13 protein-coding genes are annotated in these 12,616 nt (G+C 73.8%); 10 read left to right on the forward strand and 3 right to left on the reverse strand.

All coding sequences use genetic code 11. From position 1 onward, the window contains the following. Positions 1–560 precede the first annotated feature (560 nt). Positions 561–962, reverse strand: a complete 402-nt coding sequence (locus ACFV0G_RS22390) for a PLD nuclease N-terminal domain-containing protein (protein ID WP_380550581.1) — start codon at positions 960–962, stop codon at positions 561–563. A gap of 89 nt (positions 963–1,051) precedes the next feature. Here ACFV0G_RS22390 and ACFV0G_RS22395 point away from each other — a divergent pair, with 89 nt between their 5' ends. The 4 genes from ACFV0G_RS22395 to ACFV0G_RS22410 all read left to right on the forward strand — a co-directional run bounded on the left by ACFV0G_RS22395 (position 1,052) and on the right by ACFV0G_RS22410 (position 5,214). Further along, positions 1,052–2,509 (forward strand): menaquinone biosynthesis decarboxylase, encoded by a 1,458-nt coding sequence (locus tag ACFV0G_RS22395; protein WP_380550584.1) that lies wholly within the window; start codon positions 1,052–1,054, stop codon positions 2,507–2,509. Next, entirely contained in the window at positions 2,506–3,408 is a 903-nt protein-coding gene (mqnP, locus tag ACFV0G_RS22400) for a menaquinone biosynthesis prenyltransferase MqnP (protein ID WP_380550588.1), read from the forward strand. Before ACFV0G_RS22395 ends, mqnP begins: the two co-directional genes overlap by 4 nt. 289 nt (positions 3,409–3,697) lie before the next feature. Next, positions 3,698–4,114: a VOC family protein gene (locus ACFV0G_RS22405; protein ID WP_380550591.1), complete on the forward strand. Its 417-nt coding sequence runs from the start codon at positions 3,698–3,700 to the stop codon at positions 4,112–4,114. 35 nt (positions 4,115–4,149) lie between these two features. Beyond that, entirely contained in the window at positions 4,150–5,214 is a 1,065-nt protein-coding gene (locus ACFV0G_RS22410) for a glycoside hydrolase domain-containing protein (RefSeq protein ID WP_380550594.1), read from the forward strand. An 18-nt stretch (positions 5,215–5,232) separates the two neighbouring features. Here ACFV0G_RS22410 and ACFV0G_RS22415 read toward each other — a convergent pair whose 3' ends face one another. Both ACFV0G_RS22415 and ACFV0G_RS22420 read right to left on the reverse strand, forming a co-directional pair. Then, positions 5,233–5,943, reverse strand: coding sequence for an MOSC domain-containing protein (locus tag ACFV0G_RS22415; protein WP_380550597.1), 711 nt, complete (start codon positions 5,941–5,943; stop codon positions 5,233–5,235). A gap of 89 nt (positions 5,944–6,032) precedes the next feature. Further along, positions 6,033–6,779, reverse strand: a complete 747-nt coding sequence (locus ACFV0G_RS22420) for a cyclase family protein (protein ID WP_380550600.1) — start codon at positions 6,777–6,779, stop codon at positions 6,033–6,035. Between the two features lie 95 nt (positions 6,780–6,874). Here ACFV0G_RS22420 and ACFV0G_RS22425 point away from each other — a divergent pair, with 95 nt between their 5' ends. From ACFV0G_RS22425 to ACFV0G_RS22450, 6 genes are all read left to right on the forward strand, one after another. Continuing rightward, positions 6,875–7,516 (forward strand): UbiX family flavin prenyltransferase, encoded by a 642-nt coding sequence (locus tag ACFV0G_RS22425; RefSeq protein ID WP_380550602.1) that lies wholly within the window; start codon positions 6,875–6,877, stop codon positions 7,514–7,516. A gap of 120 nt (positions 7,517–7,636) precedes the next feature. Then, positions 7,637–8,098 (forward strand): Lrp/AsnC family transcriptional regulator, encoded by a 462-nt coding sequence (locus ACFV0G_RS22430; protein WP_380550605.1) that lies wholly within the window; start codon positions 7,637–7,639, stop codon positions 8,096–8,098. Between the two features lie 40 nt (positions 8,099–8,138). After that, the gene (locus tag ACFV0G_RS22435) at positions 8,139–9,101 is read left to right on the forward strand and encodes a threonine/serine dehydratase (RefSeq protein WP_380550608.1); all 963 of its coding nucleotides are present in this window, start codon (positions 8,139–8,141) and stop codon (positions 9,099–9,101) included. Between the two features lie 103 nt (positions 9,102–9,204). Beyond that, on the forward strand, positions 9,205–10,368 hold the full coding sequence (gene mqnE / locus ACFV0G_RS22440; protein ID WP_380550611.1) for an aminofutalosine synthase MqnE: 1,164 nt from the start codon (positions 9,205–9,207) through the stop codon (positions 10,366–10,368). A gap of 229 nt (positions 10,369–10,597) precedes the next feature. Next, on the forward strand, positions 10,598–11,530 hold the full coding sequence (locus tag ACFV0G_RS22445; protein ID WP_380550614.1) for a hypothetical protein: 933 nt from the start codon (positions 10,598–10,600) through the stop codon (positions 11,528–11,530). Between the two features lie 105 nt (positions 11,531–11,635). Continuing rightward, positions 11,636–12,580: a beta-ketoacyl-ACP synthase III gene (locus ACFV0G_RS22450; protein ID WP_380550617.1), complete on the forward strand. Its 945-nt coding sequence runs from the start codon at positions 11,636–11,638 to the stop codon at positions 12,578–12,580. Positions 12,581–12,616 lie beyond the last annotated feature (36 nt).

Genomic DNA, 12,616 nt, shown 5'->3' on the forward strand with positions numbered 1-12,616 from the left:
GCCGTCAGCTTCCCCTTCGCGTGCTGCGCCTCGGTCGCCTTCTCGCTCGGCCCGCGGCGAACCCGCTCCCGCAGCTCGTGCAGCTCGGCCACCCGCCCGCGTGCGTCGGCCGGGATCGCGGGGATCTCGTCGCCGACCGGCGCATCGTGCAGAACCGTCATCTCGAACCACTCCAAGTGTGAGGGAACTGTCCGGCAGGGCGGCCTGCGATCCCGCGACTGCTCCGGCGGCGAACACTTCTTCACCTACGACACTACGAGGCAAGGCCGCCGCCGCTCGGCGTCGATTCCGTACAAGGTCGGGCCCCAGAACCTGTGCAGGGCGCACAGTCCGTACAGTGCGCCCAGCGGTCGGTGCGGGCTCCGGCAGGTCTCCACGGGGGTGCCGCAGGGGTGGTCACACGGTGTGGCGAAAGGGGTGAAACGGCAGGTCAGAGCCGGTTTGGCGGGGTCGGATCCGACCCCGCTCCAGGCCCGTTCGGGCGGTACGGGGACGTCCGGCGGTGGCCGGCCGAGGGCCGGGACGGACGCCGGGGATGGTAGGGAAGCGCCAAATCGCGATCAGCCGCGGCTGTCGCCCTCCGGCTCGTCCTTTCGGCGCAGCTCCTCCTCGCGGCGCCGCAGGTCGGCCTCCCACTGCCGCAGCCGCTGCTGGTCCGCCCCGTTGGCCCGGTCGAGCGACGCCAGGAACTCCGGGTTGTCGTCGGGGGCGACGAAGGTCCGCCCCGGCCGGCCGGCGCCGGCCGCCGCCGGTGCGCCCGGGCCGCCGGCCGTGCGCCGTGCGCCGCGCCGCCGGCCCACGGCCAGCCAGGCGAGCGAGCCGACCAGGGGGAAGAGCAGCACGATGATCACCCACACCACCTTCGGCAGGTGGCGGACGTGCTCCTCCGGGGTGGTCAGGCAGTCGATGAACGCCCACACCCACAGGACGAGCGGGAGCAGCACGAGCAGGATGCGCAGCACGACGGTGGTCCCCCCGGAGAGCGGCGGAGCCGTGGCGGAACACGGGCCCTTGGCGGGGCCAGGGTAACCCGTGTCGGATACTGACCCCTATGGCATACGACGATCTCCGCTCCTTCCTCCGCGCCCTGGAACGCGAGGGCGACCTCAAGCGGATCAAGACCGAGGTGGATCCGTACCTGGAGATCGGGGAGATCGTCGACCGGGTCCAGAAGGCCAAGGGCCCGGCCCTGCTCTTCGAGAACGTCAAGGGTGCGGCGATGCCGCTCGCGATGAACGTCTTCGGCACCGAGCGCAGGCTCGCCAAGGCCCTCGGCCTGAAGTCGCCGGACGAGATCTCCGAGAAGATCGCCGGCCTGCTCAAGCCCGAGCTGCCGCAGGGCTTCACCGGCTTCCGGGACGCCTTCGGCAAGCTCGCCTCGATGGCGCACGTGCCGCCGAAGCACGTGAAGTCCGGCGACGCGCCGGTGCAGGAGATCGTGCTCACCGGCGACGAGGTCGACCTGGAGCAGCTGCCCGCCCTGTTCACCTGGCCGCTGGACGGCGGCTCGTTCTTCAACCTGGGCCTGACCCACACCAAGGACCCGGACACCGGCGTCCGCAACCTCGGCCTGTACCGCCTGCAGCGCCACGACAAGCGCACCATCGGGATGCACTGGCAGATCCACAAGGACAGCCGCAACCACGCCGCGGTCGCCGCCAAGCGCGGCGAGCGGCTGCCCGTCGCGATCGCCTTCGGCTGCCCGCCGGCCGTGACCTACGCGGCGACCGCGCCGCTGCCCGGTGACATCGACGAGTACCTGTTCGCCGGCTTCGTGGCCGGCGAGCGGGTGCGGATGGTCGACTGCAAGACCGTCCCGCTGCAGGTGCCGGCCGACGCCGAGGTGGTCCTGGAGGGCTGGCTTGAGCCCGGCGAGATGCTGCCCGAGGGGCCGTTCGGCGACCACACCGGCTTCTACACGCCGCAGGAGCCGTTCCCGGCGCTGACCATCGACTGCGTGACGATGCGCCGCCGCCCGCTGCTCCAGTCCATCGTGGTCGGCCGGCCGCCGACCGAGGACGGCCCGCTGGGCAAGTTCACCGAGCGGTTCTTCCTGCCGCTGCTCAAGATCATCATCCCGGACATCGTCGACTACGACCTGCCCGAGGCGGGCGGCTTCCACAACTGCGTCATCGTCTCGATCGACAAGAAGTACCCCAAGCACGCCCAGAAGGTCATGCACGCCATCTGGGGCGCCCACATGATGTCGCTGACCAAGCTGATCATCGTGGTGGACGCCGACTGCGACGTGCACGACTACCACGAGGTCGCCTGGCGGGCGCTCGGCAACACCGACTACAGCCGCGACCTGGTCGTCGTCGAGGGCCCGGTCGACCACCTCGACCACGCCTCCTACCAGCAGTTCTGGGGCGGCAAGGCCGGCATCGACGCCACCCGCAAGCTGCCCGAGGAGGGCTACACCCGCGACGGCGGATGGCCCGAGATGGTCGCCTCCGACCCCGCGACCGCCGCTCTGGTGACCAAGCGCTGGAAGGAGTACGGGCTGTGACCACGGCCGCCGCATACGAGGTCCCGCCCGGCAAGATCAAGGCGTTCCTGCGCCTGGTCATGATCGAGCACTCGGTCTTCGCCCTGCCGTTCGCGTACATCGCCGCACTCACCGCGATGTTCCTCGCCGACCGGCGGGTGCACTGGGGCCAGCTGCTCATCGTCACCGTCTGCATGGTCGGCCTGCGCACCTTCGCGATGGCCGCCAACCGGATCATCGACCGCGAGATCGACGCCCGGAACCCGCGCACCGCCGGCCGTGAGCTGGTCACCGGCGCGGTCTCGCTGCGCACCGCGTACACCGGCTCGGCCGTCGCCCTGGTGGTCTTCCTCGGCGCGGCGGCCCTGCTCAACCCGCTCTGCCTGGCGCTGGCCCCGGTCGCCGTCGTCCCGATGGTGGTCTACCCGTACGGCAAGCGGTTCACCGACTTCCCGCACGCCATCCTGGGCCTGGCCCAGGCGATGGGCCCGGTCGGCGCCTGGCTGGCCGTCACCGGCCGCTGGTCCTGGGACGCCGTGGTGCTGGGCCTGGCCGTCGGTATCTGGATCGGCGGGTTCGACCTGATCTTCGGCTGCCAGGACGTGGCCGCCGACCGCGCCGAGGGCGTCCGCTCGGTGCCGGCCCGCTTCGGTGTCCCGGCCGCCCTGTACGGGGCCCGCGCCTGCCACGCCGTCACCACCGTGCTGCTCGCCTGGTACGCGGTGCTGACCGACGCCGGCCCGGCCTTCTGGGTCGGGCTCCTGGTGGTCGTCGGCGCCTTCCTGTACGAGCACAGCATCGTGAAGCCGGGCGACCTGTCGCGGCTCAACCGCGCCTTCTTCACCACCAACGGCTTCGTCGGCATCTCGCTGTTCGCGTTCGCCCTCCTCGACCTGATCCTCCGGGGCCTGGGGATCTGACGGCCCGCCGGGAGCACCGGCGAGCACACGGCCTGCCACCGGGGGCGCGGGGACTTCCCCGCGCCCCCGGCGCATGCGCGTTGCTGGCCGACGGGGGACCGGAGGGCGAGGCGGGCGTGGGCGCGGACCTCCGCGGCGGAGTCGGCGAGGCGCTCCCGGAGGGCGGCGTCCACCGCTGCTCGGGGGAACCACCACCCGCTGCGCGCGCCGACCGGCCGGGCGGGCGTGCCGCGTCGGATCCTGGAGACGTGTACGGGTGACCGACCGATGCTCCCGAGGAGTGGTACCGATGATCGGAAAGCTGCAGTGCGTGGTGCTGGACTGCCACTACCCCGCGGGTCTGGCGCACTTCTACGGCGCCCTGCTCGACGGGGAGGTCGACCGCCCGGACCCGCGCTGGTCGCTGGACGCCGAGTGGTCGACCGTGCACGCGCCCGGCGGCATGGTGCTCGGCTTCCAGCGGGTGGAGGACTACCGCCCGCCGATGTGGCCCGATCCGGCGCACCCCCAGCAGATGCACCTGGACGTCGAGGTCGCCGACCTGGAGGAGGCCGAGCGGAGGGTGCTGGAGCTCGGGGCGGTGCTGAAGGCCGGCGAGAGCGGCTGGCGCGTCTACACCGACCCGGCCGGGCACCCGTTCTGCCTGGTCCTCGCCGGATCGGAGGGGCCCCCGACTGCGGGCGGCGCCACGGCAGGTGATAGGTAGTCGTACCGACGCCGTCCACCTGCCGGGAGGAATCCGTGCCCACGCGCCGCCGCACCCCGAGACGGCGTGGCGCCGTCCTGTCCGTGGCCGCCCTGCTCGTGGCCGGCTCCGCGGCGGTGGCGTACGCCGCCGGCGTCGTCCCGACGGCGGCCCCGACGGCCGCCGACTCCGCGGCCCGGGCCGACGCCACGGACCCGGTGGACGGCACCACCGGCCCGGCCGACCCCGACCCCTCGGGGAGCGGGGCCCCGGCGCCGGGCGGCACGGCACCGGCGGCCGCGGACGCCTCCCCGTCCGGATCCGCCTCCGCCCCGCCCACCGCGGCGGCCTCCGCGCTCCCCGAGATCGGGTCCCCACCGTCGCGCTCCGGCCCGCGGCTGAGCGACAACGGCGCCTTCACCGGCCTGGCCTTCGACACCTGCACCGCACCCTCGCTCACGGCCATGAACGCCTGGCGCACCGCCTCCCCCTACGGCGCGGCGGCGGTCTACGTCGGCGGCCGCAACCGCGGCTGCGCCCAGCCGCAGCTGAGCGCGGACTGGGTGGCGTCGGTGAGCGGGTCCGGCTGGAAGCTGATCCCGCTGTACGTCGGCGCGCAGCCGCCGTGCCAGACCGGCAGCAGCCCGGAGAAGATCACCGCGGACACCGCGGTGCCGCTGGGTGCGGCGGACGGCGCCGATGCGGTGGCCAAGGCCTCTGCGCTGGGCATGCGGGCCGGCACCCCGCTGTACCTGGACGTGGAGGCCTACAACACCGCGGACACCGCCTGCGCGGACGCGGTGCTGGCCTACACACAGTCCTTCGACCGGGCCGTGCGGGCCAAGGGCTACCGGCCGGGCTTCTACGGCTTCGCCTCCTCCAGCGCGGCCGGCATCGCCCGGGCCGCCGCGCAGGGCCTGCCCGACCTGCCGGACGCCCTCTGGTACGCCAAGTACGACGGCGCCGCGGACACCACCGGCAGCTTCCCCTACGACGCCGGGCTGTTCACCGGGCGCAACCGCGGCCACCAGTACCAGGTGAACCAGCGCGAGACGTACGGCGGCGTGACGCTGACCGTGGACCGCAACGCCTGGGACGCGCCGGTGGCCGTGACGGGCTGACCGGCCGGCCCGGGGGCCTCAGGCCAGCGCCATGGCGTCGCCCACCCGCAGCCGGCCGGGGCGGGCGACGGTGGCGAGGGCGTCCAGCCGGCCGTCGTGGGCCAGCGTGATCGCCCGGAGGATCTCCGGCGCGTGCGGCAGGCCCGGCTGGGCGAGCCCGGTCATCGCGCACCGCTCGCTGGACCGGACGAAGGCGAGGCGTACCCCGCCGCGGACCCGGCCCTCCCGGCCGAACCAGGTGTCCTCGACGAACGGCGGCGTGCCCGCGGGCGTGCGCAGCAGGATGTTGGGGCGAAAGCGCCGCTCGTCGACGACCGCGGCCGGGACGGCGGCCCGGACCCAGTCCAGGGTCGCGGTGGTGAGGACGGAGACCGGCAGCTGGTCGAAGTGCGGGACGGCGTCCTCGCGGGCCAGCGCCACGTCCTCGCGTTCCAGGTAGGCGCGGAGGAAGGCGTCCGCGTCCTCGACCGGGCTGCCGAGCGGGTCGAGCAGCTGCGGGGCGCCGAGCCGGGGGCCGAGCCGGGAGCCGAGCCGCAGCAGGCCGTCCATCCGGCGGAAGCGGCGGGTGTTCTTGCCGGAGCCGAGCCTGCCGGAGCCGTCCCGCACGGCGTAGAGGCGGTCGCCGGCCAGGCCGCGCCCGTCCACCTCGACGGTGTCGAGCCGTTCGCCGCCGGTGGACTTCACCGGGTAGCGCCAGATCCGCTCCACCACTCCGGAGATCTCTGCCATGGAAGGGGAGCGTAGCGGCGCACCCGAGGCATGGTCTAGACCTGTAAATGATCTATCGCGGGCCGGTCGGCCCCCGGCCGCGGCGGCGGTCAGCCGATCCGCGCCACCGCCCGCACCGGGGCGCCGTCCGCCGCGGCCAGCCGCAGCGGGAAGAGCGACACCTCGATCGGCGCACCCGCCTCCTGCGCCGCCAGCAGCGGCGTCAGATCGGCCAGGTTCTCCGCGATCACCCCGCCGCCGGGCCGGCCCAGCAGCACCCGGTGCGCCGCCAGGCTCGGCTCCTCCGCCGCCGGGTCGTGCTCGTCCGCCAGCTCCGCGAGCAGCGCCGCGACCGCCGGGTCGGCCGGACCGGGCTCCGGCGTCGGGTCCACCGACAGCGCGTCCACCCCCACCGTGCGGATCCCCGCGGCCACGACCGCCCGCGCCGCCTCCGCGGTCAGGTACGGGTGTGCCAGGTAGTGGTCGCTGCCCCAGTGCCGCGGCCAGCCGGTCGCCAGCAGCAGCAGCGCGCCCGGCGTCCGCTCCGCCAGGGCCAGCGCCGGCCCGAGCCGGGCGGCCGTCACCGCCGAGCGCGGCTCCAGCCCCCGCAGGTCGGCGACGACCGCGGGCCCGGTGAACATCTCCAGCGGCAGCCCGTCCAGGGTCGGCCAGGTGACGTCCACGTGGTACGGCGCGTCCACGTGCGTCCCGGACTGCGAACCCAGGTGCAGCGCCAGCACGTTGACCCCGGCAGTGGCGGTGGTCAGGGCCGCGGTGAGCTCCACCGCCGGGTCGCCCGGATAGACCGGCATGCCGGTGGTCACCGGATGGGTGAGGTCGATCAGCGTCTCGGCCATGCCGTCCATCCTGCCCCGCCGGACCCGCCCGCCGCAGCGGTCTGCCGCGTCCGGCCGCCCGCCCCCGCCCTCCCGGCACCACCTAGGGTCGGGGCATGAGCGATCAGCAGCAGGTGCGCAGGCCGTGGGTGGTCGGGGTGTCCGGAGCGTCCGGGACGCCGTACGCGGCGTCGGTGCTCCGCGCGCTCTTCGCGGCGGGCGAGTCGGTGGACCTGGTGGTGAGCCGGGCCGCCCGGCTCACCATCCTGGACGAGACCGGCATCTCCTTCCGCGACGCCCACTGGCGCACCGACCTCGCGCAGTGGCTCGGTGCCGAACCGGGCGACGTGCGCTACTGGGCCGCCGGCGACTTCGCGGCCGGCCCGTCCTCCGGCTCCTACCCGGCCAAGGGCATGCTGGTCGTCCCCGCCACCACCGGCGCGGTCGCCGGCATCGCCCTCGGCCTCAGCAAGGACCTGCTGCAGCGCGCCGCCGCCGTCACCCTCAAGGAGCGCCGGCCCCTGGTGGTCTGCCTGCGCGAGACCCCCCTCGATGGGGTGACGCTGAAGCACCTCGTCGAACTCGACGCCCAGGGTGCCGTGGTGCTCCCCGCCTCGCCCGGCTTCTACGCGGGCGGCTCCACCGCCCGTGAACTGGTCGACTTCGTGGCCGGCCGCGTGCTCGACGCGGTCGCCGTCCCGCACGCCCTGTACCGGCGCTGGGAGGGCGAACTGGGAGCGGCGGCCAAGGCCGAGTGAGACCGGCCGGGCCGGGAGAGTATGTTCTTTGCGATATCCGGGTTGATCCGCGCACAGCGCCTTCGAATCCGGATAATGATCTCTGGGTCGGGTGAGGTTCGGAAGGACGCTGGCAGGCATATGGACACCGTGGACAGACAGCTCATCCAGGCGCTGCGGGAGAACGGCCGCGCCTCGTACGCGGAGCTGGGCCGGCTCGTCGGCCTGTCGGGGCCCAGCGTGACCGACCGCATCAACCGCCTGGAGCAGGCCGGGGTGATCACCGGCTACCGCGCCACGGTCAACCCGGCCTCGCTCGGCTTCGGGGTGACCGCCCTGATCGGCCTTCAGCTCACCGACGCGGCCGACCACGAGGACGTCGCGCACCGGCTCAAGGACCTCCCCGAGGTGGAGGACTGCTGGTTCATCGCCGGCGACGACTCCTACATGCTCAAGGTCCGCGTCCCCGACGTGGAGGGCCTGGAGTCGGTGGTCAAGCGCATCTCCGGCACCAAGGGCGTCGCCCGCACCCGCACGACGGTGGTCCTCTCCACCAAGTGGGAGAGCCGGGTCAGCGAACTGCCGCTGGTCGCCGGGGAGTGACCCGGAGCGCCGGCGGACACACCGAGGAGGGACGGACGGCATGACACTGGTCGGACTGGAGGAGCTGCGCGCCGCGCAGCGGCGGATCGCCGGAGTGGCGGTACGCACCCCGCTGCTGCCCTGCCCGTGGGCGGCGGACGGCGACCGGCGCCTGTGGCTGAAGCCGGAGAGCCTCCAGCCGACCGGCGCCTTCAAGCTGCGCGGCGCCTACAACCGGCTGTCGGCGATGACCGCCGAGGAGCGCTCGCGCGGTGTGGTCGCGCAGTCGAGCGGCAACCACGCCCAGGCGGTCGCGTACGCGGCCGCGCTGCTCGGCATCAAGGCCGTCATCGTCATGCCCGACACCTCGCCCGCCGTGAAGGTCGCCAACACCCGGGCCTTCGGCTCCGAGGTGATCCTGGTCGCCCCCGGCGAGCGCGACACCCTGCCCGCCGAACTGGTCGAGCGGCACGGCTACGTCTGGGTGCCCCCGTACGACGACCCGTACATCATCGCCGGGCAGGGCACGGTCGGCCTGGAGATCGCCGAGGACGCCCCCGACGAGCTGGACACCGTGCTGGTGCCGGTCAGCGGCGGCGGACTGATCTCCGGCACCGCCGCCGCCCTCAAGCTGACCTGCCCCGGGGTGCGGGTGGTCGGCGTCGAGCCCGAGCTCGCCGCCGACGCCCAGGCCAGCCTGCGGGCCGGCGAGCACCTCGCCTGGCCGGTCGAGGACACCTACCGCACCATCGCGGACGGGCTGCGCACCCCGTCGCTCGGCGTGCTGCCGTTCCGCCACCTGACGGCGTACGTGGACGACATCGTCACCGTCACCGAGGACGAGATCCGCGCCACCGTCGCCCTGCTGGCCCGGCGCGGCCGGCTGGTCGCCGAGCCGTCCGGCGCGGTCGCCGCGGCCGGCTGGTTCCACCGCGCGGACGAGGTCGGCGGCCGGGTCGCCGCGGCCGTGGTCAGCGGCGGCAACATCGAGCCCGCGCTGCTCGCGGAGCTGCTGGCGCAGTGACCGGCCCGCCGGTCGGCCGCGCCCCTGCGGACGGCCCCGCGGGTGCAAGGCGTAGTCTCGGTTCCGGCATTGTTCCCGCAGGTACGAGAGGGCGGTTCACCGCATGGACGCAGGGCTCAAGCGCGAGCTGGAGGCGAAGGTCTACGCGGGCGAGCGGCTGACCCGCGAGGACGGCATCGCCCTCTACGAGAGCGACGACCTGGCCTGGCTGGGCGGGCTGGCGCACCACGTGCGGACGCAGAAGAACGGCGACGTCGTCCACTTCAACGTCAACCGCCACCTCAACATGACCAACGTCTGCTCCGCCTCCTGCGCCTACTGCTCGTTCCAGCGCAAGCCGGGCGAGAAGGACGCGTACACCATGCGCATCGAGGAGGCCGTGCGCCTCGCCAAGGCGATGGAGTCGGAGTCCCTCACCGAGCTCCACATCGTCAACGGCCTGCACCCCACGCTGCCCTGGCGGTACTACCCGCGCTCGCTGCGGGAGCTGAAGAGCGCCCTGCCGAACGTCTCGCTGAAGGCCTTCACCGCCACCGAGATCCACTGGTTCGAGAAGATCAGCGGCCTGTCCGCGTCCGAGATCCTCGACGAGCTGATCGACGCCGGCCTGGAGTCGCTCACCGGCGGCGGCGCGGAGATCTTCGACTGGGAGGTCCGCCAGCACATCGTCGACCACGCCACCCACTGGGAGGACTGGTCGCGGATCCACCGCCTGGCGCACGAGAAGGGCCTCAAGACCCCGTGCACCATGCTGTACGGGCACATCGAGGAGCCCCGCCACCGGGTCGACCACGTGCTGCGGCTGCGCGAGCTGCAGGACGAGACCGGCGGCTTCCAGGTCTTCATCCCGCTGCGCTACCAGCACGACTTCCACGACTCCAAGGACGGCATCGTCCGCAACCGGCTGATGGACCGCACCGAGATGGCCACCGGCGCCGAGGCGCTGAAGACCTTCGCGGTCTCCCGGCTGCTCTTCGACAACGTCCCGCACGTCAAGGTGTTCTGGGTGATGCACGGCGTCACCACCGCGCAGCTGGCGCTCAGTCACGGCGCCGACGACATGGACGGATCGGTGGTCGAGTACAAGATCACCCACGACGCGGACAACTTCGGCACGCCGAACAAGCTGGGCCGCGACGACCTGCTCGACCTGATCCGCGACGCCGGCTTCCGCCCGGTCGAGCGCAACACCCGCTACGAGGTCATCCGCGAGTACGACGGGCCTGACCTGACGCGCCGCGAGACCCCGCAGGCCATGCGCCTCTGACCCGGCGCTCCGCGCACCCGCGGGCCCGACGGCGGACCACCGCCGGCGGGCCCGGCGCGTGTCCGGGCGCGTTCTGGGCGCCGCGCGCGCCGTCCGCCGCGCACGCCCCCGCAACCCGGTGGCGGCGGCCCCGGGCACGGCCCGGGCACCCCTCGGGCCGCGTATGCTCACAGGCTCACCACACGCCCCGGGTTTCGCTTCCGCCGGGGACTTTGGGAGGATCGTCCCCATGTCCGGTTCCCACCGTGCCTCCGCCCACCGCCGCTCGGCCGCCGTGCCGGGCCCCCGCAGCAGTGCGGAGGGCACCGCGCCGCGGGGCCGCGGACACCGGCGGAAGGCCAAGAAGCGCCGCACGGGCAAGGCCCTGATGGGCGGTACGGCGATGCTGCTGGCCGCCGCGGCCGGCTGGTTCACCGTCGGCCAGGGGCGCGTGCAGCTGCCCGGACTCACCAGCGCGGGCGCCCAGGACCGCACCGAGGCCGACGTGCAGCGCGCCGACCTCGCCCCGCTGCCGGCCGACGCCCGCACCGAGGCGCCGGTCGCCGACCGCTCCGACCGCAACGACGGCACGGTGGCGGTCGTCCCCGGGCTCGGTCCGTCCTTCCTGGCGAAGATCCCCGCCGAGACGACCCAGCTGGTCGTCGCCTCCGGCAAGGACAAGGACTCCTCCGACACCACCGTCACGCTCTGGACGCGCACGCCCGACGGCCGCTGGCGGGCCGGGCAGGCCTGGGCCGGGCACAACGGCTACAAGGGCTGGACGCAGACCAAGAAGTCCGGCGACCTGCACAGCCCGGTCGGCGTCTTCGCGCTGACCGACGCGGGCGGCCGCAAGGCCGACCCGGGCAGCAAGCTGCCGTACGACCGGGACTCGCACTTCGTGGTCGGCGGCACCGGCTTCAACGGGGAGCAGCTGGCCGGCTCCTTCGACTACGTGGTGGCGATCAACTACAACCGGGTGGCCGGCCGCTCGCCGCTCGACACCACCTACCCGGAGGGCGCGGCCAAGGGCGGCGGCGTCTGGCTGCACGTCGACCACGGCGGCCCGACGCACGCCTGCGTCTCGCTGCCCGAGGCGGACATGATCGAGCTGATCCGCACGCTCGACCCGGCCGCACACCCGATGATCGCGATGGGCGACGCGGCCACCCTGGCCACCTGAGCCGTGCGATACGGGGGGCTTTGTCACCCCCCTACAGCGAACGACACCGGATCCTGTACCGGGGCGTCACCGGGCGACCCGCCGGTAACCCGGTTGAGTTGATGTATGACCGCCTCCCGCATCGTGGCGCTCGGCCACTACCAGCCGCCCAAGGTCCTCACCAACGACGACCTGGCGAAGCTGGTCGACACCGACGACGAGTGGATCCGCTCCCGGGTCGGCATCCGCACCAGGCACATCGCGGTCGACGAGACCCTGGTCGACCTGGCCGTCGAGGCCGCCCAGAAGGCCCTCGCCGCGGGCGGCCGGCACGCCGCGGACATCGACCTGGTCGTGGTCGCCACCTGCACCGCCGTCGAGCGCAGCCCCAACACCGCGGCCGCCGTCGCCGCCCGGCTGGGGATCACCGCCCCGGCCGCGTACGACATCAACACCGTCTGCTCGGGCTTCTCGTACGCGCTGGCCACCGCCGACCACGCGATCCGGGCCGGCGCGGCGACCCGGGCCCTGGTGATCGGGGCCGAGCGGATGTCCGACACCATCGACTGGACCGACCGCTCCACCTGCGTGATCTTCGGCGACGGCGCCGGCGCGGCCGTGGTGGAGGCCGTACCGGACGAGCAGGCGGGCATCGGGCCGGTGGTCTGGGGCTCCGAGCCCGAGAAGGGCGACGCCGTGGTGATCACCGGCTGGGACCCGACCATCAGCCAGCAGGGCCAGGCGGTGTTCCGCTGGGCGACCACCAAGATCGCCCCGCTGGCTCGGGAGACCTGCCACAAGGCCGGCCTGGACCCCTCGGAGCTGCGCGGCTTCGTGGCCCACCAGGCGAACCTGCGGATCATCGACGCGATCGCCGCCAAGCTGGGCACCGGGCCGGACGCCGTGATCGCCCGCGACGTGGTCGACTCCGGCAACACCTCGGCCGCCTCGATCCCGCTGGCGCTCTCCAAGCTGGTCGAGCGCGGCGAGCTGCGCTCCGGCGACCCGGTGCTGCTCTTCGGCTTCGGCGGCGGCCTCGCCTACGCCGGCCAGGTGGTGCGCTGCCCGTAGGGCGCGCCTCCCGCGGGCGGCGACACAGCCGTGGGG

The organism is Kitasatospora sp. NPDC059571 (assembly GCF_042735675.1).
Taxonomy (GTDB): domain Bacteria; phylum Actinomycetota; class Actinomycetes; order Streptomycetales; family Streptomycetaceae; genus Kitasatospora.